Raw genomic sequence first — 20,374 nt, 5'->3', positions numbered from 1 at the left:
CATGAGTGAAAAGATTTAGAGGTGGAGGGCGCAGCCTCCGCGTTCCGTAGCCGCGGATTCAATTCTGACCGCCCAGTTGTTCACCGGCCAGCCCCTCCTGGGCCAGCAGGTTTTCCAACACGGTGATGTCGGTGGAGATATCCAGGGCCTCGTCTCCGAAGAGCGCGTCCAGCTGCTTGTCAAAGGCCCGGACCACAGTGTCCATCATGGACTCTATCTTGCCCATGGTGCCGTCGATGTTCTCACCGGAGACCCCGGTGGCGCCCATACGGTCATAGGCATTGAGAAGCTTGAGGGTGGTGGGGAGGTAGTAATTGAGAAATTTCCGGATCTGGGGCAGCTTTTTGGGGTGCTCCACCACATAGGAGATGATCTTTTTGGTGGTGGACTCCAGATGGTCGATCTGGGCGGAGATGGTGGGATCGGCAATGGCGTCGTTGAGCCGGTGCATCTCAGATACCGCCCGGTCCCGCTCCTGCATGAGGGTGTCCAGCTCCGGATCGCCGGTAGAGGCGGGTTTCTCCTGGGCGGGTTCCGCTTTGGCCTTCTTCTCCGGCTCCGGTGTCTCAAAGGTCCGGTCGGGGCACAGGGCCTTGGCGATGAGAAAGACCACCAGGGAGACCAGAACGGCGGCCACATAGTGGAGGGGACGGTAGAAGGGCAGGAACAGGCCGAAAATCAGCCACACCACAGCCACCGCGTAGATGGGGAGTACGGATCGTTTCACTACTTTCGCCATAACTGCCTCCTTAAACAGGGGATACATGGCTATTGTACCCTCCCGCCGGGTGGGTGTCAATGGTCGGGCATTGACAGGGAGGGCAAAACTCATTATGATAAAAGAATACAGCCGTAAAACAAGAGGAAGTGAAGCGCCATGATGACATTAGAGGATTTCAAGGCCGCGCGTAGTGTGCTCGCCGGGGTGCTGGCCGACACCCATCTGGTCCATTCCACCGCCCTTTCCAGGGCCACGGGGAACCAGGTCTATATTAAACCGGAGAACATGCAGGTTACCGGCGCCTATAAGATCCGTGGCGCCTATTATAAGATCAGCACCCTCTCCCAGGAGGAGAAGGAGCGGGGACTCATCACCGCATCCGCCGGCAACCACGCCCAGGGCGTGGCCTATGCCGCTCAGGCCGCCGGGGTGAAGGCCACCGTGGTCATGCCCACCACCACCCCCCTGGTGAAGGTGAACAACACCAAGGACTACGGCGCCCAGGTCATCCTTCATGGCGCCGTCTTTGACGATGCCGCCGAGTTGGCCGGCCGGCTCTCCCAGTCGGAGGGCTACACCTACATCCACCCCTTCAACGATCCCGTCCTGGCCACCGGTCAGGGTACCATCGCCTATGAGATCTTCTCCGACCTGCCTGACGTGGACATCATCCTGGTGCCCGTGGGCGGCGGCGGGCTGGCCTCCGGTGTGGCCACCCTCACCAAGCTGCTCAATCCCAACGTAAAGGTCATCGGTGTGGAGCCCACCGGCGCTGCCTCCATGAAGGCCAGCCTGGAGGCTGGCCACATCGTCACCCTGGACAAGGTGGACACCATCGCCGACGGCGTAGCGGTCAAGACCCCGGGAGACAAGATCTTCCCCTACATCCAGCAGAACCTGGACGGCATCATTACCATCGACGACCACGAGCTGGTGGACGCCTTCCTGGACATGATGGAAAAGCACAAGATGATCGTGGAGAATGCCGGACTGCTGTCCGTGGCCGCACTCAATCACCTGGACTGTAAGGGAAAGAACGTGGTGAGCGTTCTCTCCGGCGGCAACATGGACGTTATCACCGTCTCCTCCCTGGTCCAGCACGGTCTGGTGAGCCGGGGCCGGGTGTTCACCTTCTCGGTTCAGCTTCCAGACCGGCCCGGCGAGCTGGTCCGGGTGGCCGAGCTGGTGGCCGAGCTCAACGGCAACATCATCCGGCTGGACCATAACCAGTTCGTCAACATCAACCGCCAGAGCGGTGTGGAACTGCGGGTCACTCTGGAGGCCTTCGGGCTTGTCCATAAGGAGGAGGTCATGAGCGCACTGCGTCAGGCGGGCTACGATGCCAAAGAGGTCATGACCACCAGCGTGTAAAAACTGTGCCGCCCGCCGGGGTGGTCCCCCGACGGGCGGCTATATGATGCGGCAGGCCGCGCCGGATCGTCGCCGCCGTGCCGGGCGGCGGCGTGGGGCCGCGCTGGGGAGGCCGGCGGCTGTTCCGGGGCCACGATCCGCTTGCCGTATCCTATGCCGTCCGGAGGCGGAGGGTGCCCGGTCCGGGCTGTCTGCCCCCTGCCTGGAACTGCGCTGTGCCCTTGTCCCGATGTTATTTTTCCACAAGGAGTGAGGAATTATGGTAAAGATCGCGCCATCTATTCTCTCTGCTGATTTCTGCGACCTGGACCGGGAGATCCGGCGGGTTTCCACCGCCGACTGGCTCCATGTGGATGTGATGGACGGCATGTTCGTGCCCAACATCACCATCGGAGTGCCGGTAGTGGCCTCCATCCGGAAACACACGGACATGTTTCTGGACGTCCACCTCATGGTGGAGAAGCCGGGGCGGTACGTGGAGGCCTTCGCCAAGGCGGGGGCCGACCTGCTCTCTGTCCACCTGGAGGCCGACCTGCCCCCCGCCATCCACGACGCCCTCCGTGCCATGGAGGACAACGGCGTGAAAAAGGCCATCGCCCTTCGGCCCATCACCTCCGCCGAGGCGGTGCTCCCCTACCTGGAGCAGGGGCTGGATATGGTGCTGGTGATGACGGTGGAGCCCGGTTTCGGCGGCCAGAAGTTCATGACCGATCAGCTCAGCAAGATCCGGGCCATACGGGACTACATCGACCGGTACTGCCCCGGCTGCGACCTGGAGGTGGACGGCGGCGTCAACCTGGAGACGGCACGGCTGGTGACCGAGGCCGGCGCCAATGTGCTGGTGGCCGGGTCAGCGGTCTACGGAGCGGCCGACCCCGCCGCCATGATCGCCGCCCTCCGGGGCTGAGCAGCCCATTATCCCGATTCCGTTTGGAGGTAACCCAATCTATGGAATACTTTCCCCCCGCCCTGGAGCGGCTCACGGAGCAGTTCGCCCGCCTGCCGGGCATCGGCGCCAAGAGTGCCCAGCGGCTGGCCTTTTTCGTCCTCAACCTGCCGGAGGAGGACGCGAAGGAGTTTGCCGACGCCATCGTCGCCGCCAAGGAGTCTATCTCCCTGTGTCCCGTCTGCGGGAACTTCACCCAGGGAGATGGACCCTGCGCCATCTGCAGCAGCGACAAGCGGGACCCCGGCCTGGTCTGCGTGGTGGCCGATCCCCGGGACGTCATCGCCCTGGAGCGGTCCCGGGAGTACAATGGCCGCTACCATGTCCTCCACGGCGTCATCTCACCCATGAACCACGTGGGACCGGATGACCTGCACATCAAGGAGCTCACAGAGCGGGTGGCCTCCGGTGAGGTCCGGGAGGTCATCATGGCCACCAACCCCGACACGGAGGGAGAGGCCACCGCCATGTATTTGGCCCGGCTGCTGCGCCCCTTCGGCGTCAAGATCACCCGCCTGGCCTATGGCATCCCCGTGGGCGGACATTTGGAGTACGCCGACGACGCTACCCTCATGCGCGCTCTGGAGGGCCGCCGGGAGTTCTTTTTCTCGTGAGAAAAAGAACCAAAAAGAGCTTTGTTATCGCTCTTGCACTGGTCCGAGGATGAGAGGCAGTCGCACGGCCACCAGCGTGATTCGTATATGAAAGGCTTTTTGGGTGAGAAAAAGAACCAAAAAGAGCTTTGTTACCGCTCTTGCACTGGTCCGAGGATGAGAGGCAGTCGCACGGCCACCGGCGTGGCGCGTATGTGGAAGAGCTTTTTGGTGAGAAAAAGAACCAAAAAGAGCTTTGTTACCGCTCTTGCACTGGTCCGAGGGTGAGAGGTAGTCGCACGGCCACCGGCGTGGCGCGTATGTGGAAGAGCTTTTTGGTGAGAAAAAGAATCCAAAAGAGCTTTATTACCGCTCTGGAACTGGTTTGAGGACAAAAAGCTGTTACCCGGTCACCGGCGTGGTTTGAAAAATAAATTAGAAGAAAAGAAGCGGACGCCCGAGCGGGCGTCCGCTTTTTCATTTAGTTTGGAACAGATACCTCACCGCAGAGACTGCGGCTGAAGCAGTCCCGGATCTCCGTCGGGTCGTCGGTCTGTCCCAGCACCCACATGAGCTTGGTGACAGCCGCCTCGGTGGTCATGTCCCAGCCCTGAAGCACACCCTGGGCCAGGGCCTTCTGCCCCGCCTGGTAGAGGGTGAAGTCGCTGCTCTCGTAAAGGCACTGGGAGCACACCACCACTGTCATCCCAGCCTGAGCGGCGCTGTGGAGCTTGGAGATGAGGTCACGGCGAATGAAGTGGAGACCGCCGGCACCAAAGGCCTCGATGACCACGCCGCGGTAGTGCATCTGGTGGAGCATGTCGAAGATCTCCGGGTCCAGGCCAGGGGTGAGCTTAATGAGAAAGACGTCCCGGCACAGCTCGCTTTTGAGCACGCAGTCCCCACTGATACGGGGCGGCAGGGCGGCGGTGTTGATATGGAGGCCGCCGGCGTCCACATCGCCCACCAAAGGCCAGTTGACGCTCTCGAAGGCGTCAAAATCCTCGGTGCGGGTCTTGACCGCCCGGCAGCCCAGGATGACCTTCCGGTCAAAGGCCACAAAAACTCCAGCCGCACCGGAACAGGCCATGGCGAAGGCGATGCGCAGGTTCTCCAGGGCATCGGTGAGGGGGTGCTCGATGGGCAGCTGGCTGCCGGTGAGCACCACCGGGATGGGAATGCCCCTGAGCATGAAGCTGAGCACCGAGGCAGTGTAGGCCATGGTGTCGGTGCCGTGGGTGACCACGATGCCGTCGTAGCCGGTCCGCTCGGTGTATACCGCCCGGGCAATGAGCTGCCACTCCTCGGGCTGGATGTTGGAGGAGTCCAGGTGCAGGATGTCACGGACGGTGACGGTGTAGCTGTCGGTGAGGAAGGGAATGCGCCGGGCCAGGTCCTCTCCGTCCATTTCGGGAGCCAGACCCTCGTCGGTGGGGCGGGAGGCAATGGTCCCGCCTGTGGTGAGTAGAAGAATGTGTTTCAATGGTGTTCCCCCTGTTTTGAGCTGCTCAAAAGCGAGCGGCCAGGGTTTCGGCTTCCTGCATGGCCCGGGCCAGGATGGCCGCCTTGTCGTTTCGGATATCGTCCAGCCCTTCGGCGCACAAAAGCTGGAAGTCAGGAATGCCGTACATGGCGCACAGCGCCTTGAGGTGCCGGGCCCCAGACTCCATCCACTCCGTCTCCGGGAGAGAGAAGTTGCCGCCCCTGGTGGTGATGAGGAGCAGCTTATCCGCCCGGCTCAGGCCGACGCTGTTTCCGTCGGCGTCATAGCCAAAGGTGATATTGGTCACCGAGATGCGCTCCAGGTAGATCTTCAGGATAGCGGGGTAGGAGAGATCCCAGAAGGGGGCCGCGATGAAGATTTTGTCCGCTTTGGCGAACTGCCAGGCGGCGTCAAAGCTGGGGTCGTCCAGCTTCCCGGCGTTCCACAGCTCATCCCGGTGGGCCAGCACCTCCGGGTACTGGGGCTCCAACCGCTCCGTTATCAGATTTCGCTCCGTGATGGTGACTTCGGGGTGTTTTTGTGTGTATGCGGAGAGAAAATGCCGGGCCAGGGACAGGGTGCGGGACCGCTCTCCACGGACACAGGCGTTGACAAACAGCAGTTCAGACATGGTAATGACCTCCCGTTGTTTACCCAAATTTCTCCTCCAGTATACCGCGGACGCTTTCGTCTGTCCAGTCCAGAGGCCCTTCCAGCCGGACGGCGGTGCGCCCCTCCCGGAGGACCAGAATGGAATAGTCGTCAGGCGGATCGGGCTGGAAGATCCAGCTCTCATCAAAGCCCAGGTCCACCGGAGTGAAGGGGTCGTCCTCCATGAGGGCCTGTGCGGCCCGGACGGCCAGCCCCTCCCAGAGGCAGTGGTAACGTCTGGTGTACAGGAAGAGCGACCAGGTGGAGTCACAATCCACCAGCTCCAGGTATTCCCACCGGTTTACCAGAGGAGTACCGGTGTGAACACTGTCCATGGCGTAGCCGGCATAGATGAGTCCTACCTCCTCCGCCGTCACCACCGGCTGGTCCCGCAGCTCTTCCCGCTCGCTCTGGGTATAGGTGTGTTCGGAGTCAGGGAGAAAGGACAGGATCAGAGGCAGGATAATGGTGAGCATGATGAGCATGGAGACGGCAAACTCCGTTACGCCCCGCCGCCAGGCCCAACGGGAATCGGGGTCGGACAGACCGTCTCGACGGGACCGGAAGTAATAGAGAGGAAGAGCGGTAAGCTCCCACAGGACGGAGAGCAGGAGGAGGGGGAAGAAAGCCAGCTGGCAGAGGTCCCGCCAGGAGGAGAGCTGGTTGAGGAGGAAACGGGGATAGTAGGGGTGGTCGCCCAGCAGGATGTGCGGCAGCACCAGAAGGGTTGCCGCCAGCAGGGAGAAAATCAGCTTGCCCAGCCAGGTTCTCCAGAAGTAACGCCGTCCGAACCGCTGCCGCTCCAGGCCGGCGTCGGTCTGGATGGGGACAGGGTCTGTGCCGGGCAGGGAGGAGAAGATGTCCATGTGACGGACGGTGCCCTCCCAGCCCCAGCCCGCCTGATTCAGGAAGTTCCGGTAGTCCTGGTCCTTCTTGCCGCCAGAGATGTCTACGCAGTATCTGAGATCGGTGCGCTCCGTCCGACGGAGGCGGAACAGATAGCCCCACAGGGTGGTTTTGCTGGTATACTGCCAGCCCTGGGCGGCCTTCTGATTGAGCCAACCCTCCGCCGCCTTATAGTCCATGGTGAGAAAGGGAAACAGGGTCCAGGTTTCTTCCGTCATGGTAACACCTCCTGTCTAAGAAGCCAGCTCCAGGGCGTCCCGGAGTCTTTCCAGCCGGTCGGGGGTGGTGAGGTCCAGACTGCCGTAGAGCTGGACCACGGTGTTCCCCTGCCGCAGCAGCAGGGAGTGGAAACCGGTGTCACTCGTATAGGTCCAGGACTGGTCAAAGCCCAGATCGGCGGGGGTATAGGGCATGGATCGCTCATAGGAGGCCAGGGTGTCCGCCACGATCTGGTCGGCTACCCAGCCGAAGCGGCAGTCCCAGCGCGTCTGGGTCAGGGAGAGAACGTCGGCGTTCTCCTCCAGAACCATCTCTGAGGCCAGGATGGAGCTCTGCTGCCGGAGCCTGATGGCAGTATCTCCTGACAGTCCCAGGTCCTCCAGGGTCAGAAGTGGGAGTCCGGCCACAGCTTGTGGGTCACGCACCGGAGCGGAACCTTCCGCCTCCAATACCCGGGAGAAGGGGAGGAGGATTAGACAAAAGAGCCAGCATAGGTAGAAGAGCGTACCGCAGAAGGACTTGAGCCGTGCCAGCCGGAGGTTGGGGGCGGAAGGCGAGGAGCGCAGCCAGAAGCGGAGCCCCCATCCGACGGTAACGAAGAAAAAGACAATCATATAAAGTAGAGCGACCGCGTTCAGCAGCTCCCAGTTGGAGGTGAGGAGCCGAGTGGGCAGAGTGGTGCGCAGTCCAAGTGTGGACCCCAGCAGGGCCAGGAACAGCGCCACGATGAGGCCGCCGATCAGGATGGGGAGCAGTTCCCTTCGGAAAAACGCCTTTTTGAACAGGGCCGGGTCGGTCTGGATGGGGATGGGGTCCCGGCCGGGGAGGGATTTATAGACATCCAGACCGGTCCGGGCGGTGCCAACCAGTGTCCAACCGGACTCCTGCACCAGTTTGTCAAAATCGTCGGGGGCAAAGTTGGGGTCCCGGACCCCGCGGGTCAAGTCCACGCAGTACTTGACGTCGTCCCGGGTCCTGGGTATGAATTTGGCGGGGAGAATGAAATGCGGCAGATGCTCCAGCTCCCAGCCCTGGTCGTAGAGCCGGGTGAGCCAGAGCTGGGCGGCCTCGCAGTCGGAGGGCTGAAAGGTGAAGAAGGCGTACTTGACCTTTTTCATGATCACACCTCCTGATCTATGCGCTCCAGGACAGCGGATAATATGTCCGGATCGGTGAAATCAACAGGTCCCTCCACCGAGACCACCACGTTGTCCAGCCGGAAGAGGAGTGACTGCCAATCCCCGCTGTCGTAGAGCCAGCAGTGGGTTAGGCCCAGCTCGGTGGTGGGAGAGAGGGTGATGGGGTCGTGGAAATGCATGGCCTCGTCGTTTTGCTCCTCCTTCACCAGGGAGCCGGCCACCGCTTCGGCCAGCCACTCCCAGCGGCAGGAGTAGTAGACAGAGCGGACCATCCTGTCTCTCGTGAAGGTGAGGGACTCTCCATGGCGGAGGAGGTCGGTGCCCTCCCACAGAAGATAGCCGCTGTCGGAGCGGGGAAAGCCCAAGTCCTCCGCCCGCACCAGCGGGTATTCGTCCCCGGGGTAGGTGACGGCGCTGATGCGGTCATTTCCCAGGTCGGGCAGGATGGAGAGGACCAGGGCCAGCACCAGCAGGGGCATCCAAAGCCCTTCCGCCAGGCCCCGGAGCCGGGCCGCCCAGGGCCGTGGGACGGGCAGGTCCTCCCCAGTCTCCGCTGCCCGGCGGCACCGGCGGCGGAACTGGCCCAGGAAGGCGAAGTAACCCAGCTCCCAGACCAAAGCGGCGGCCAGGAGAAACAGAAGGACCATGGAGCCGGTGGAGAGAAAGACCTCCCACCAGTGGAACACACCCTTGGGGAAGAGCTGCCGCAGCAGAAGCTGGGCGGCCAGGAACAGGGGGAAACCCAGGGCGTTCCACCGAGCCTCCCGGAGGGCTACCTTCCAGTGCTCCTCATAGTCCAGAGCGGGGTCGGTCTGGAGGGGAAGGGGATCGGTCCCGGACTTCGAGGCGAAGATGCGGAAGACGGTGGTCTGGTCCACCAGCTCCCACCCGGCGTCCTCGCACAGGTCCAGGTAGTCCTGGTCGGGATCACCCGGCTCGTCGGGGTCTTTTTTGCGGGGGAGCAATTCCACGCAGTAGCGCAGGTCGGTCCGCTCCGTCCGCCGGAAGAAGGCCAGCCCGCCGAAGAGCCACTGGAGGGCCCAGCCCGCCGCCGCCCGGCGGTTCAGGGCGGCTTCCAGGGCCTTGGCGTCGGGTGCTAAGTAGTTAAGATAGGCAAAGGGCAGCATGGGGTCACACCTCCTGTTAGGACGATAAAAGGGAGAGCAGCCGGTCGATCTGCTCTGCCGGGATGGGACCGGAGCGGGTCTCCACCGTCACTACGGTATTTCCAGAGCGGAGCAGAAGCAGGGACTCGGTCTTTCCGCCGCCCAGATCGGCCTCCTGGAGCCAGACGTCGGTGTATCCATCCAGAGGCGGATACCAGGGCTCCCGCAGCAGCGCCTGTACCAGCCGGGAAAGCCATTCCCAGCGGGCGGTGTAGCAGTCCACATCGTGCTGCTCTCCGCTGGGGGCCTCCCACCAGCTCTGATGGCGCAGGCCGAAGGAGCCGATGGAGGAGGTATCGGTGTCGGCGTAGGAGACAGAGCGGGAAAAGGAGCGGTCTACCCGGACGGCGCCGGGGAGAACGGTCTCCTTTACCAGTACGGAAGGGGGCATTAGAACATCGGACAAAGGGGAGAAGATGGGGGACAGAACGGTAACTGAAAGGAGAATGAGACCGTAGATGGCTACGGTTCCTCTGCGACTGAGCAATTTCCGCCCCTCTTTATCTTTGCGATCCCTGTTGAGGTACAGGCCAATACAGCCACCCACCAGCAAGCCCAGGGCGGTGCTCAGACGCATACGCTGTCCGGTATCCATCAGGAAACAGATGACGACGGCCACGCCCCACAGGCGGCAGAGAAGGCACAGCCAGGCCGCCACCCCAGCGCTTGTCCGGCCAGGAACGGGCAGAGGGCCACCAGACGTCCGGTCCCACTGCTGCAGCCGCAGCAGGAGACGACTCGCCCAGAACAGCCAGCATGCCAGAATGGCGGGGAGAGAGAGAAGCAGGAAAAGACCGGTCTGGGTGAGCAGAAGGTCGAGAAGGCCTTTCCGCCAGGCGCCGCCCGACACCAGCAGCACCAAAGCGGCCAGGAACAGGAGCAGTCCCAGCAGGACGCCCCAGCCTTTGAAGGTGGCTCTCAGTACCTCCTGCCGGAAACGGCGGGCCTCCTCCACGCCGTCGGTCTGGATAGGTGGTGTGCCGACAGGCGCTTTGTAGAGGTTGAAGGCCCCCACCTTCTGGATCAGTGTCCACCCGGCATCGGTGCAGAGGGCCAGATAGTCGGGCCGCTCGCTGTAGCCGGAGCGGCTCCAGTCCACGCACCAGGCCGACCGCGTGTCGGCGGGGACGAACCGAGCAAAGGTGCCAAGATAGACTCGATCCAGGGTCCAGCCCTCCACCGCGCGACGGTTCAGAAGGGCCTCGGCGGCCTTGATGTCCATGACGGGGTAGGTGAACAGGGACCATCGGCTTCGGGTCATGTCAGAGGCCTCCTTTCAGGTCCAGGCATTCCGGCAGATGGGGGAGGGCGGCGTCGGACAGCGCCCCGACGGGACCCTTCAGCAGCACCACCACCGAGCCCTGACGCAGGATCAGTCCGCGGTAGCCGCCGCTGTCGGCGATGTAGGCCTCCTCCAGGTCCAGATCGATGGGGCGGTAGGGCTGGACAGCCGCATCCCCTTCGGCGGAGAGACCGTCCCCCCGCAGCCCACGGGCCACCAGTGCCGCCGCCCAGCCGGTCTTGCAGTGCCAGTGGGTCTGCTGAAGGGAGCGCTCCCCCTCCAGGGGGGTGCGGACATAGACGCCCTTGAGCAGGAGGGAGTCCCCCAGCACCATGCCGTAGGGGGCGGAGCCGGACCGGCCCAGGTCCTCCGCGGCAAGGTAGGGCCAGGAGGGCAGGTCCTCCAACGGCCCGGCTATCTGGAGGTGCAGCGGGAGGCTGAGGAGCAGGCAAAGGGGGAGAACCAGGGCGCAGAAAGCATTGGCCAAATGCAGGGGAAGCCTGCGGTAGCGGCGGTCCCGGTGGGACGCCCGGAGGGCGAGGAGCATACCCAGGACCAGGAGGGGGAGGGCCGCCAGGCAGAGCAGGCCGCCGTTGCTCTGGAGAAAAAGGCGGTAGAAGCACAGCCGGCGCCCGCCCGCCGCCCAGATGAGGAGCAGAAGGAGGAACGGAAACAGAATGCCGGTCAGGATGCCGGGGAGAAGGGCCTCCCGACGGTACCGTTCCCGCTCCAGGGCGGGGTCGGTCTGGAGGGGGACTGGGTCTCGGTCGGGCTGGGCGCGATAGATCTTCATGCCGCTGATCTGGGCCGTCAGAGACCAGCCGGCGTCGGCGGCCAACCGGTCATAGTCCCGCTGCCGCTCCGGGTCACGGAGGGACCAGTGGGCCACATCCACACAGTAGCGGGGCGGCGGGCCCTCCAGCGGGGCGAAGCAGGCTGTTGGAAAGAAGCCAGTCCGAATGCGGGTGAGTACCCAGTCCCGCTGTCCCTGCTCCTCCAGCCAGCGATGGGCCTCCGCCCGGTCCCGGACCCCAAAGCCAAAGTAGGCGCGGCGCTCCTGAATCTTCATGAGGGCTCCTCCTCTCTCAGCACCCGCTCTCCGTCGGCCACCTGCCGGCGGAGCCGGTCGAACTCCTCCTCCAGCACCTTCCGCCCCTCGTCGGTGAGGCGGTAGCGTTTCCGGTTCTCCTCCTCGGCGGCAAGCTGGATGAGTCCCTCCTTTTCAAACCGGGCCAGCAGGGCGTACAGGGTCCCCGCGCCGATGGCCACCCGCCCGCCGGTGAGCTCCGACACATACTGCATGATGCCGTAGCCGTGGCGTTCCTTGGTCAAGGAGAGGAGGACATAGTACATCTGCTCCGTCAGCGTGTCCAGCTTCTTCCGGGCCATGTCCTCATCTCCCAACTATATCGAATATCGTCATAATTATAGTATAACGATATTCGATATAAGTCAATAGAGAAGCAAAAAAAGCCCGGACCCTTCTGAAAAGGGCCCGGGCGGAGCGGTGCGGGTCAGGAACCGTAGGTCTTGAGGATAGAGTGGAGGAGCAGACCGTCGTCGGTGGGGGAGAGGACCAGGTCCAGGGTCATGCCGTAGGGCTTTGCCTGGAGCAGCGCCCGGTAGGTCCCGTCCTCCAGCAGCTCCAGGCTGCTGAGGGTGTAGACGTCCTCAGAGGTGGTAAAGGCGCCGCACTCCGGGTAATAGCCGCCACTTTTCAGCGGAAACTGTTCTGTCCCCTGGGCGGGAAGCTCCCCCTTATAGCCGAAGAAACGGGCCAGGTAATCGGCCACCGTCTGGGGGGCCATGATGTCGCCGTCGCTGCACCCGGAGCGGTAGCACCACAACAGCACGTCGTCCCAGTCGGAGAGAAAGGCGCCGTCCTGGTAGTCAGGGAGGAAGCGGAGGACGTACTGCTGGGCGAAGTAGGGAAAATCATCCCTGAGCTGCGCTGTGAGCGCTACCGGGCCGGGGCCCTGCTCCGGCAGGGCGGCCAGCTCGTCGGAGACCTCCAGGGCACCGTCGGCGGCGGTGGTCACCTTGATGCCGCTGGGGGTAGTGTAGCTGATCCGGTGGGCGGACAGGGTTGTAGAGATAGCGGCATCCGGGACAGGTTCCGGAGGCGTGCGGCTGGACCACAGCCCCAGGCCCGCGCCCAGACAGAAGGCGGCGCAGAGGGAGAGGGCCAGGGCAGGACGCGGAAGGGTCCGCCGGGGCTTACGGCGCGGCAGCACATCCATGCCGCACAAGGTATTCATGTCGGTGCCCAGGGCGGCGGCGATGGAACGAAGCATGTCCAGGTCGGGGACGGTCTGGTCCCGCTCCCAGTTGGAGACGGCCTGGCGGGTGACGGAGAGGGCCTGGGCCAACCCCTGCTGGGAAAGACCGGCGTCCCGGCGCAGTTGGGCCAGACGGACGCCGAAGGGTTCCGTTTGATTCATCATGGGAGCACCTCCTTGGTGCCAGTATAGCGCCTTCCGACACATTTTGAAAAGCAATTCCTGCGAAAACGGGGGGCAACGATCTGTTGCGGGGCGAAAAAAGAGGCCGGACCGGGTCAAAGGACCCGGCCCGGCGTTGGAAAGTGGCATACGAAGCGGCCACATTTTGCACTACTTTGGTGGCCGTGCGCAGACGTTTCAGTGCCATCCAAAAGGAAAGCCCAAAGTTCTTTTTGGTTCTTTTTCTTTCAAGAAAAAGAACAAGAAAAATCATTCGAGCACAGCGCCGCGGGCGGCGGAGGTGACCAGCTCGGCGTAGCGGCGGAGGTAGCCGGTCTGGACCCGGGGCTCGGGGCAGACCCATTTCGCTTTCCGCTCAGCCAGAGTGGCCTCGTCAACCAGTACATCGATCTTGCAGTTGGGGATGTCGATGGCGATGGTGTCGCCCTCTTCCACGAAGGCGATGGGACCGCCCAGGGCGGCCTCGGGGGAGACGTGGCCGATGGAGGCGCCGCGGGTGGCGCCGGAGAAGCGGCCGTCGGTGATGAGGGCCACCGACTTGTCCAGCCCCATGCCGGCGATGGCGGAGGTGGGGTTGAGCATCTCCCGCATGCCGGGACCGCCCTTGGGTCCCTCGTAGCGGATGACCACCACGTCGCCGGGATTGATCTTGCCCTCGTAGATGGCCTGGATGGCGTCGTCCTCGGAGTCAAAGACCCGGGCGGGACCGGTGTGGACCATCATCTCCTCGGCCACGGCGGACTGCTTGACCACACAGCCCTCGGGGGCCAGGGAGCCCTTGAGGACGGCGATGCCGCCGTAGGGGGAGTAGGGATTCTCGATGGGCCGGATGATCTCGGGGTCGGTGTTCTCCACCCCCTCCAGGTTCTCGGCCACCGTCTTGCCGGTGACGGTGATGCCGGAGGTGTCCAGCAGGCCCTTCTTGGTGAGCTCCTTCATGACGGCGTAGACGCCGCCGGCCCGGTCCAGATCCTCGATGTAGGTGTTGCCGGCGGGAGCCAGATGGCAGAGGTTGGGGGTCTTGCGGCTGATCTCGTTGGCCATGTCGAAGGAGAGCTCGATGCCGCACTCGTGGGCGATGGCGGGCAGGTGGAGCATGGAGTTGGTGGAGCAGCCCAGGGCCATGTCCAGGGTCTCGGCGTTGTGGAAGGCGGCCTCAGTCATGATGTCCCGGGGCTTGATGTCACGCTTCACCAGCTCCATGATCTGCATGCCGGTGTGCTTGGCCAGCCGTAGCCGGGCGGACATGACGGCGGGAATGGTGCCGTTGCCCCGGAGGGCCATGCCGATGCCCTCGGTGAGGCAGTTCATGGAGTTGGCGGTGTACATGCCGGAGCAGGAGCCGCAGGTGGGGCAGGCGTTGTTCTCATAGTCCTCCACGCCGGCCTCGTCCAGCTTGCCGGCCTTGTAGGCGCCCACCGCCTCAAACATGTGGGAGAGGCAGGAGCGGCGGCCGTCGTTGAGGCGGCCGGCCAGCATGGGCCCGCCGGAGCAGAAGATGGTGGGGATGTTCAGCCGGGCGGCGGCCATCAGCAGGCCGGGCACGTTCTTGTCGCAGTTGGGGATCATCACCAGGCCGTCGAACTGGTGGGCGAGGGCCATGGCCTCGGTGGAGTCGGCGATAAGCTCCCGGGTCACCAGGGAGTACTTCATGCCGATGTGGCCCATGGCGATACCGTCGCACACGGCGATGGCGGGGAACTCGATGGGGGTGCCGCCGGCCATGCGGATGCCTGCCTTCACCGCCTCGGCAATCTTGTCCAGGTTCATGTGGCCGGGAACGATCTCGTTCTGGGAGCAGACCACGCCGATGAGGGGCCGCTCCAGCTCCTCCTTGGTGTAGCCCAGAGCGTAAAAGAGGGAACGGTTGGGGGCGCGCTCCACCCCTTTGGTCACGTTATCGCTGCGCATGAAAGATTCCTCCTCTGCGTTGTATGATTATGCTTGCATTGTCTGACAATATATTATAAGATAGGTGTGCGAATGTCAAGAGGAAAAGGAGGTGGGGGCATGGAGAAAAAGAGCCTGTCCCAGCAGACGGCAGAGGGTCTGTATGCCCGGATCGTGGCGGAGGGCCGGCCCGGGCCGGGGGAGAAGCTGCCCAATGAGCTGGAGCTCTCCCAGGAGCTGGGGGTGAGCCGGACCACGCTGCGGGAGGCCATCCGGTCCCTGGTGACCCAAGGGGTGCTGGAGGTCCGACGGGGGAAGGGCACCTTCGTGTCGGAGCAGGTGGGGGAGATCGAGGACTTCGGTTTCGGTGGTCTGGAGCGGGTGAAGGGCCAGCTCCGGGATCTCTTCGAGCTGCGGAGCATCTTCGAGCCCCAGGCGGCAAAGCTGGCATGCCTCCGGGCCACCGAAGAGGAGCTCTCTGACATCTTGGAGAAGGGGGCGGCGGTGGAGGACTGCATTCGAACGGGGCAGGACCGGGTGGAGGCCGACGGGGCCTTCCACGCTGCCATCGTCCGGGCCACCCACAACGAGTTCATGGTGCGGCTGCTGCCCCTCATCCACCGGGCGGTCTACACGGCGGTGGGGACGGGGGAGCACGGAGAGCGGCTAGCGGCGGACACCCTTCGGGACCACGCCCTGCTGCTGGAGTTCTTTCAGCGCCGGGACGGCTCTGGGGCCGAGTACGCCATGGCCATCCACATGCGCCACGCCATGGACGAGATGGGGCTGGAGCGGTCGGAGGACGGTTGACAGGGAATGAGAAAACTGGCATGATAAAGGAGAGGTAGCCGCCCGTGAGACAGGATGGACAACCATGATCCTACCGTGGAACCGCAGTGAGTTGGCCATCGTGTTCAATATGGAGCAGTGCAATGCCATCACCGACGCTTTGGAGCAGGCGGGGATCGACTGCCACGTCAAGGCAAGGGATCGGACCTCGCCCGGCCTGAGCATGGGGAGCCGGGAGCGGAGCGGCACCCTGTTCCAGGAGCACTGTTGGATGTACACCATCTATGTCCTGCGCCGAGATCTTCCGGTCGCTCAGGCGGCCACGGGGCTCAGACCCATCCGATGAACGGAGCGGGCGGGTCCGCGCTCTGCGCGGACCCGCCCGTTTTCTGTGGCCGGAATCCATTGGGCCCCAGGGACTCTACCGCTGGTCGGTTGACGGGAGACCGCCCTCCGGCTAGGATGAGAGGAAAGGAGGGACTCAGATGCATGAGATCGATAAGGAGCGCTTCGGCGCCTTTTTGGCCCGGCTGCGGAAGGAGCGGGGCATGACCCAACGGGAGTTGGCTGACCGGCTCCATGTGTCGGACAAGGCGGTGAGCAAGTGGGAGAGGGCACTGAGCCTCCCCGACGTCTCCCTGCTCATCCCACTGGCCGACTGCCTGGGGGTGAGCGTGACCGAGCTGCTTCGAGGGGAACGCACCCAGCGGGAGGAGCTGCCGGTGGCAGAAGTGGAGGCTCTGGTGAACGCCTCTCTAAATCTCACCGGAGAGGAGCAGAAAGCTGGCGGTGTCCGCCGACGTCGGAGGCAACTGGCCTTTGGGCTCTGCGCCCTGGCCGGACTGGCCCAGACCGCTGTCCTGCTCATAGTGGGGGGCTTCGGCTGGGCGGAGTTGGAGGACAGCGTGGTGCTGATGGAGGGGCTGTGCCTCCTCTTCGGGGCCTGGCTGTGCTTCGGTGTGCAGGAACGCCTGCCCGCCTGCTACGACCAGAACAGAATCAGTGCTTACAGCCAGGGACCATTCCGCATCAATCTGACCGGGGTGAGGCTGAACAACAGCAACTGGCCCCACATCCTCAGCGCCATGCGCGGATGGCTGTTGGTAGTCATGGTTCTGTTCCCAACCCTGTGGTGGGGGATCCACCGGCTCTGGACGGCCCCACCTCAAACGGTGGAACTGGCTCTGTCCCTGGTTGCCGTTCTGGGGGTGCTGGCCGCCGCCATGGTGGCCGGGAAGCGGTACGAGTAGAGGTCGGTAAAAAATCAGAAGACAGGGGAACAAACTATGCCGGCAAACACAAAAACCATGATTGCTGAGACCTTTTTCAATATGGCCAAAGGGAAGAGCATCGATAAGATCACGGTGACCGATCTGGTAGAGCGCTGCAAGATCTCCCGACAGACCTTTTATTACCACTTCAAGGACATCATGGACGTGCTGGAGTGGGGGATGAGGGAGACGGCGGAACGGACCCTGGCGAGGAGCCTGGAGGCTTCTTCGGATCGGGAGGCAATGGGGATATTCGTATCCATGATGGTGGAGAACCGGGGATTTCTCCGCCGCCTGCTCAACTCTCAGCACCGGGAGCAGATCGAACGGATCATCGTGGAAGGACTTCGGACCTACTTGCAAAAGTCCTACCAACTGCGGGTGCCCCGGCATACCATCGATCACGCCGATCTGGGGCTGCTGTTGGATTTCTGCGCCTGCGGCCTGGCCGGAATTCTGTTCCAGGTGAGCCAGCAGGAGCAGGTGGACGAAAAGCAGCTCGCAGATCAGCTTTACCGCATGCTGACCGGCAGGTTCTTTGTCCCCTGCCCGGAGAGGTCTTAGGAAACAAAGCGACCGGACTGTCCCTTTTTGGGACAGTCCGGTTTTTTTGTCTGTACAAAAGGGGAAAAGTGTCAGTGGCGCGGCGGGGAAAGACCTGGTATAACCTGAAAGTGGAGTTATGTAAAAATAAGCCGCAGAACGGAAGGAACATGATATGAATGAAGTAAAAACCCCGAAAAAACCGCTGATTTATTACTATGTCATCATGCTGCTCATCCTGCTGCTCTTCAACTTCCTGGCTATGCCATGGATCGCCCAGCGGCAGATCCGGGAGGTGGACTACGGCACCTTTATGCAGATGGCGGAGGACAAGGAAATCGGCCAGGTTGAGGTCCAGGAGACAGAGAACCAGATCATTTTTACGGACAAGGATGGGACCAACGTCTACAAGACCGGTATGATGCCCGACCCCGATCTGACGCAGATGCTGAAGGATTCCGGCGCCAAATTCTCCGGTGAGATCATCCAGCAGACCGATCCGCTGCTGAGCATCCTGCTCAACTGGGTCCTGCCCATCGTGGTCTTTGTGGCCCTGGGGCAGTATCTCTCCAAGCGGATGATGAACAAGATGGGCGGCCCCAACTCCATGATGTTCGGCATGGGGAAGTCCAACGCCAAGGTCTATGTCAAGTCCTCTGAAGGAATCAAGTTCTCCGATGTGGCCGGAGAGGACGAGGCAAAGGAGAATCTCCAGGAGGTGGTGGACTACCTCCACGATCCCGGAAAGTACAAGGAGATCGGAGCCTCCATGCCCAAGGGCATTTTGCTGGTGGGCCCTCCGGGCACCGGCAAGACCATGCTGGCCAAGGCCGTGGCCGGCGAGTCCAATGTCCCCTTCTTCTCCATGTCCGGCTCGGAATTTGTGGAGATGTTCGTGGGCATGGGTGCCTCCAAGGTCAGGGACCTCTTCCGGCAGGCCAAGGAAAAAGCCCCCTGCATCGTCTTCATCGACGAGATCGACGCCATCGGCAAAAAGCGGGATGGTCAGATGGGGGGCAACGACGAGCGGGAGCAGACCCTCAACCAGCTCCTCACGGAGATGGATGGCTTTGAGGGCAACAACGGCGTGATCATCCTGGCAGCCACCAACCGGCCCGAGTCTCTGGACCCCGCCCTCACCCGGCCCGGCCGGTTTGACCGGCGGGTACCGGTGGAGCTCCCCGACCTGAAGGGCCGGGAGGATATTCTGAAGGTCCACGCCAAGAAGATTAAGGTGGCCGACGATGTGGACTGGGAGAAGATTGCCCGGATGGCCTCGGGCGCCTCCGGCGCAGAGCTGGCCAACATCGTCAACGAGGCCGCCCTGCGGGCGGTCCGGGACGGCCGGCGCTTTGCCACCCAGGCCGACCTGGAGGAGAGCATCGAGGTGGTCATCGCCGGATACCAGAAGAAGAATGCCATCCTCACCGACCGGGAGAAGCGGATTGTGGCCTGCCATGAGATTGGCCACGCCCTGGTGGCCGCCCGTCAGACCAATTCGGCGCCGGTGCAGAAGATCACGATCATCCCCCGCACCTCCGGCGCTCTGGGTTACACCATGCAGGTGGAGGAGGGCAACCACTACCTCATGAGCCGGGAGGAGCTGGAGAACAAGATTGCCACCTTCACCGGCGGCCGGGCGGCAGAGGAAGTGGTCTTTGGCTCGGTGACCACGGGCGCCTCCAATGACATCGAGCAGGCCACCAAGCTGGCCCGGGCCATGATCACCCGCTACGGCATGAGCCCCGACTTCGATATGGTGGCCCAGGAGACGGTGCAGAACCAGTACCTAGGCGGGGACGCCTCCCTGGCCTGTTCCGCCGAGACCCAGACCGAGGTGGACCGGCAGGTGGTGGAACTGGTCAAGCGCCAGCACCGGAAGGCCATTGAGATCCTGGAAAAGGACCGGAAGAAGCTGGACGAGCTGTCCGATTACCTCTACCAGAGAGAGACCATCACCGGCGAGGAGTTCATGGCCATCCTGAACCGGGACGGGAAGAGCGGAAACTAAAGCAATAAAAGCAGGCGCTGTGTTCCAAGGCACACAGCGTCTGTTTTTTTGTCGCCCAGAAAGGGACAGAATAAAAAATGATCCAATCATCCTGTTTGTCTTGCCACGTTCCGCGGATATAGCTATAATAAGACTATCTTCGACAAAAACAATAGAGGAGGATGTAGAGATGGCCTATTGTAGGAGATGCGGTGCCCCCATCAGTGATGGAGCGACCACTTGTCCGTCCTGCGGCGCCTATCAGAACAACACCCCCTATGTGGAGGACAACGGCGGATTTGGCTGGGGCCTTCTGGGCTGCTGTATCCCCGTCGTGGGACTGGTGCTCTTCCTGGTCTGGAAGGACCAGAAGCCCAGAACGGCCAAGGCTGCCGGCATCGGCGCCCTGGTGTCGGTGATCATAGGCATCCTGTGGTATCTGCTCGTTGCCATCGTAGGCGTGGGCGCCGCGCTGCTGTGAGGGTGCGGAGCTGGCTGTATCGCTGGCTGCCCATCGTCTTTGGGTGCCATTGCCGGGAGGACCGCTCCTTCCACATACGTGGAGCGCGTCTGCCGCTCTGTGCCCGGTGCACCGGAGAGCTGGTGGGTATCCTTCTATGTCTGCTGAGCGCTCCCTTCCTTCTGCCCCCCGTGCCCCTCGCACTGGGCCTGCTGGTACCCATGGTGCTGGACGGCGGGGTCCAGGCCCTCACCCCCTATGAGAGCGGGAACCTTCGGCGGTTGGTCACCGGGCTGCTCTTCGGCTATGGGCTCACCGCCCTGTTCCTGTGCTCCACCGTTTGGGTATTCCGATTTGGGATGGACATCGGGGCGTCGCTGACAGCCTGAATCAGATCAGAACAAACAAGACCCCCGGCAGCTGAACGTTGTGAACAGATCCAGTAAAAACGGACAGTGACAAAAGCCCCCCTGATGTAGGAAAATAGACTAC

Annotated in this window: 21 protein-coding genes; 10 read left to right on the top strand and 11 right to left on the bottom strand. The window is 62.8% G+C overall.

Annotated features, from left to right (window positions below):
* Positions 1 to 58 precede the first annotated feature (58 nt).
* A complete protein-coding gene (locus E0E29_RS14790) occupies positions 59 to 739 on the bottom strand; it encodes a 5-bromo-4-chloroindolyl phosphate hydrolysis family protein (protein ID WP_130850496.1) in 681 nt (226 codons plus the stop codon).
* Positions 740 to 877: 138 nt separating this feature from the next.
* On the opposite strand from E0E29_RS14790, the gene ilvA reads away from it, so the two are divergent.
* The 3 genes from ilvA to recR all read left to right on the top strand — a co-directional run bounded on the left by ilvA (position 878) and on the right by recR (position 3,652).
* The gene (gene ilvA / locus E0E29_RS14785) at positions 878 to 2,092 is read left to right on the top strand and encodes a threonine ammonia-lyase (RefSeq protein ID WP_130850495.1); all 1,215 of its coding nucleotides are present in this window, start codon (positions 878 to 880) and stop codon (positions 2,090 to 2,092) included.
* Positions 2,093 to 2,351: 259 nt separating this feature from the next.
* Positions 2,352 to 2,999, top strand: a complete 648-nt coding sequence (gene rpe, locus E0E29_RS14780) for a ribulose-phosphate 3-epimerase (protein WP_130850494.1) — start codon at positions 2,352 to 2,354, stop codon at positions 2,997 to 2,999.
* Positions 3,000 to 3,040: 41 nt separating this feature from the next.
* On the top strand, positions 3,041 to 3,652 hold the full coding sequence (gene recR, locus E0E29_RS14775) for a recombination mediator RecR (RefSeq protein ID WP_130850493.1): 612 nt from the start codon (positions 3,041 to 3,043) through the stop codon (positions 3,650 to 3,652).
* 460 nt (positions 3,653 to 4,112) lie between these two features.
* Here the strand turns inward: recR and E0E29_RS14770 are convergent, their stop codons facing one another.
* From E0E29_RS14770 to ilvD, 10 genes are all read right to left on the bottom strand, one after another.
* Positions 4,113 to 5,114, bottom strand: coding sequence for an asparaginase (locus tag E0E29_RS14770; RefSeq protein WP_130850492.1), 1,002 nt, complete (start codon positions 5,112 to 5,114; stop codon positions 4,113 to 4,115).
* 25 nt (positions 5,115 to 5,139) lie between these two features.
* Positions 5,140 to 5,745 (bottom strand): FMN-dependent NADH-azoreductase, encoded by a 606-nt coding sequence (locus E0E29_RS14765; RefSeq protein WP_130850491.1) that lies wholly within the window; start codon positions 5,743 to 5,745, stop codon positions 5,140 to 5,142.
* A gap of 19 nt (positions 5,746 to 5,764) precedes the next feature.
* Positions 5,765 to 6,889, bottom strand: coding sequence for a DUF2812 domain-containing protein (locus E0E29_RS14760; RefSeq protein WP_130850490.1), 1,125 nt, complete (start codon positions 6,887 to 6,889; stop codon positions 5,765 to 5,767).
* Positions 6,890 to 6,904: 15 nt separating this feature from the next.
* On the bottom strand, positions 6,905 to 8,008 hold the full coding sequence (locus E0E29_RS14755; protein WP_130850489.1) for a DUF2812 domain-containing protein: 1,104 nt from the start codon (positions 8,006 to 8,008) through the stop codon (positions 6,905 to 6,907).
* Positions 8,009 to 8,010: 2 nt separating this feature from the next.
* Positions 8,011 to 9,156 carry a DUF2812 domain-containing protein gene (locus E0E29_RS19055; protein ID WP_130850488.1) on the bottom strand — a complete coding sequence of 382 codons (1,146 nt, stop codon included), beginning with the start codon at positions 9,154 to 9,156 and terminating at the stop codon, positions 8,011 to 8,013.
* A 16-nt stretch (positions 9,157 to 9,172) separates the two neighbouring features.
* Complete coding sequence (locus tag E0E29_RS14745) at positions 9,173 to 10,456, bottom strand: DUF2812 domain-containing protein (RefSeq protein ID WP_130850487.1); 1,284 nt, start codon at positions 10,454 to 10,456, stop codon at positions 9,173 to 9,175.
* A 1-nt stretch (position 10,457) separates the two neighbouring features.
* Positions 10,458 to 11,546 carry a DUF2812 domain-containing protein gene (locus E0E29_RS19050; RefSeq protein ID WP_130850486.1) on the bottom strand — a complete coding sequence of 363 codons (1,089 nt, stop codon included), beginning with the start codon at positions 11,544 to 11,546 and terminating at the stop codon, positions 10,458 to 10,460.
* Positions 11,543 to 11,866, bottom strand: coding sequence for a PadR family transcriptional regulator (locus E0E29_RS14735; RefSeq protein ID WP_130850485.1), 324 nt, complete (start codon positions 11,864 to 11,866; stop codon positions 11,543 to 11,545). The genes E0E29_RS19050 and E0E29_RS14735 overlap by 4 nt, the downstream gene beginning before the upstream one ends.
* Before the next feature lie 125 nt (positions 11,867 to 11,991).
* Entirely contained in the window at positions 11,992 to 12,921 is a 930-nt protein-coding gene (locus tag E0E29_RS14730; protein ID WP_165449921.1) for a helix-turn-helix domain-containing protein, read from the bottom strand.
* A 267-nt stretch (positions 12,922 to 13,188) separates the two neighbouring features.
* A complete protein-coding gene (gene ilvD, locus E0E29_RS14725) occupies positions 13,189 to 14,850 on the bottom strand; it encodes a dihydroxy-acid dehydratase (protein WP_130850483.1) in 1,662 nt (553 codons plus the stop codon).
* A gap of 99 nt (positions 14,851 to 14,949) precedes the next feature.
* Between ilvD and E0E29_RS14720 the strand changes: the two genes are divergently transcribed.
* The 7 genes from E0E29_RS14720 to E0E29_RS14690 all read left to right on the top strand — a co-directional run bounded on the left by E0E29_RS14720 (position 14,950) and on the right by E0E29_RS14690 (position 20,271).
* Entirely contained in the window at positions 14,950 to 15,639 is a 690-nt protein-coding gene (locus E0E29_RS14720; protein WP_130850482.1) for a FadR/GntR family transcriptional regulator, read from the top strand.
* A 64-nt stretch (positions 15,640 to 15,703) separates the two neighbouring features.
* Positions 15,704 to 15,964, top strand: coding sequence for a hypothetical protein (locus tag E0E29_RS14715; RefSeq protein WP_130850481.1), 261 nt, complete (start codon positions 15,704 to 15,706; stop codon positions 15,962 to 15,964).
* Positions 15,965 to 16,103: 139 nt separating this feature from the next.
* On the top strand, positions 16,104 to 16,868 hold the full coding sequence (locus E0E29_RS14710) for a helix-turn-helix domain-containing protein (protein ID WP_130850480.1): 765 nt from the start codon (positions 16,104 to 16,106) through the stop codon (positions 16,866 to 16,868).
* A 36-nt stretch (positions 16,869 to 16,904) separates the two neighbouring features.
* Positions 16,905 to 17,453 (top strand): TetR/AcrR family transcriptional regulator C-terminal domain-containing protein, encoded by a 549-nt coding sequence (locus tag E0E29_RS14705; RefSeq protein WP_130850479.1) that lies wholly within the window; start codon positions 16,905 to 16,907, stop codon positions 17,451 to 17,453.
* A 154-nt stretch (positions 17,454 to 17,607) separates the two neighbouring features.
* Positions 17,608 to 19,443: an ATP-dependent zinc metalloprotease FtsH gene (ftsH, locus tag E0E29_RS14700; protein ID WP_130850478.1), complete on the top strand. Its 1,836-nt coding sequence runs from the start codon at positions 17,608 to 17,610 to the stop codon at positions 19,441 to 19,443.
* Positions 19,444 to 19,612: 169 nt separating this feature from the next.
* Complete coding sequence (locus E0E29_RS14695) at positions 19,613 to 19,903, top strand: zinc ribbon domain-containing protein (RefSeq protein ID WP_130850477.1); 291 nt, start codon at positions 19,613 to 19,615, stop codon at positions 19,901 to 19,903.
* Positions 19,900 to 20,271, top strand: coding sequence for a DUF2085 domain-containing protein (locus tag E0E29_RS14690; RefSeq protein ID WP_242622518.1), 372 nt, complete (start codon positions 19,900 to 19,902; stop codon positions 20,269 to 20,271). Before E0E29_RS14695 ends, E0E29_RS14690 begins: the two co-directional genes overlap by 4 nt.
* The last annotated feature ends 103 nt before the right edge of the window (positions 20,272 to 20,374 follow it).

Origin of the sequence: Intestinimonas timonensis (genome assembly GCF_900626145.1) — a bacterium.
Lineage (GTDB): Bacteria > Bacillota > Clostridia > Oscillospirales > Oscillospiraceae > Intestinimonas > Intestinimonas aquisgranensis.
This window is presented reverse-complemented; position numbering and strand designations above follow the sequence as displayed.

Excerpts from the sequence above, each read along its gene's own strand:
- E0E29_RS19050 (WP_130850486.1), bottom strand. The coding sequence starts at position 11,546 with ATGAAGATTCAGGAGCGCCGCGCCTACTTTGGCTTTGGGGTCCGGGAC.
- E0E29_RS14695 (WP_130850477.1), top strand. The coding sequence starts at position 19,613 with ATGGCCTATTGTAGGAGATGCGGTGCCCCCATCAGTGATGGAGCGACC.
- E0E29_RS14730 (WP_165449921.1), bottom strand. The coding sequence starts at position 12,921 with ATGATGAATCAAACGGAACCCTTCGGCGTCCGTCTGGCCCAACTGCGC.
- E0E29_RS14720 (WP_130850482.1), top strand. The coding sequence starts at position 14,950 with ATGGAGAAAAAGAGCCTGTCCCAGCAGACGGCAGAGGGTCTGTATGCC.
- E0E29_RS14710 (WP_130850480.1), top strand. The coding sequence starts at position 16,104 with ATGCATGAGATCGATAAGGAGCGCTTCGGCGCCTTTTTGGCCCGGCTG.
- E0E29_RS14765 (WP_130850491.1), bottom strand. The coding sequence starts at position 5,745 with ATGTCTGAACTGCTGTTTGTCAACGCCTGTGTCCGTGGAGAGCGGTCC.
- E0E29_RS14735 (WP_130850485.1), bottom strand. The coding sequence starts at position 11,866 with ATGGCCCGGAAGAAGCTGGACACGCTGACGGAGCAGATGTACTATGTC.
- ilvA (WP_130850495.1), top strand. The coding sequence starts at position 878 with ATGATGACATTAGAGGATTTCAAGGCCGCGCGTAGTGTGCTCGCCGGG.
- E0E29_RS14790 (WP_130850496.1), bottom strand. The coding sequence starts at position 739 with ATGGCGAAAGTAGTGAAACGATCCGTACTCCCCATCTACGCGGTGGCT.
- E0E29_RS14745 (WP_130850487.1), bottom strand. The coding sequence starts at position 10,456 with ATGACCCGAAGCCGATGGTCCCTGTTCACCTACCCCGTCATGGACATC.
- E0E29_RS19055 (WP_130850488.1), bottom strand. The coding sequence starts at position 9,156 with ATGCTGCCCTTTGCCTATCTTAACTACTTAGCACCCGACGCCAAGGCC.
- E0E29_RS14755 (WP_130850489.1), bottom strand. The coding sequence starts at position 8,008 with ATGAAAAAGGTCAAGTACGCCTTCTTCACCTTTCAGCCCTCCGACTGC.
- recR (WP_130850493.1), top strand. The coding sequence starts at position 3,041 with ATGGAATACTTTCCCCCCGCCCTGGAGCGGCTCACGGAGCAGTTCGCC.
- E0E29_RS14705 (WP_130850479.1), top strand. The coding sequence starts at position 16,905 with ATGCCGGCAAACACAAAAACCATGATTGCTGAGACCTTTTTCAATATG.
- rpe (WP_130850494.1), top strand. The coding sequence starts at position 2,352 with ATGGTAAAGATCGCGCCATCTATTCTCTCTGCTGATTTCTGCGACCTG.
- E0E29_RS14715 (WP_130850481.1), top strand. The coding sequence starts at position 15,704 with ATGATCCTACCGTGGAACCGCAGTGAGTTGGCCATCGTGTTCAATATG.
- ftsH (WP_130850478.1), top strand. The coding sequence starts at position 17,608 with ATGAATGAAGTAAAAACCCCGAAAAAACCGCTGATTTATTACTATGTC.
- E0E29_RS14760 (WP_130850490.1), bottom strand. The coding sequence starts at position 6,889 with ATGACGGAAGAAACCTGGACCCTGTTTCCCTTTCTCACCATGGACTAT.
- ilvD (WP_130850483.1), bottom strand. The coding sequence starts at position 14,850 with ATGCGCAGCGATAACGTGACCAAAGGGGTGGAGCGCGCCCCCAACCGT.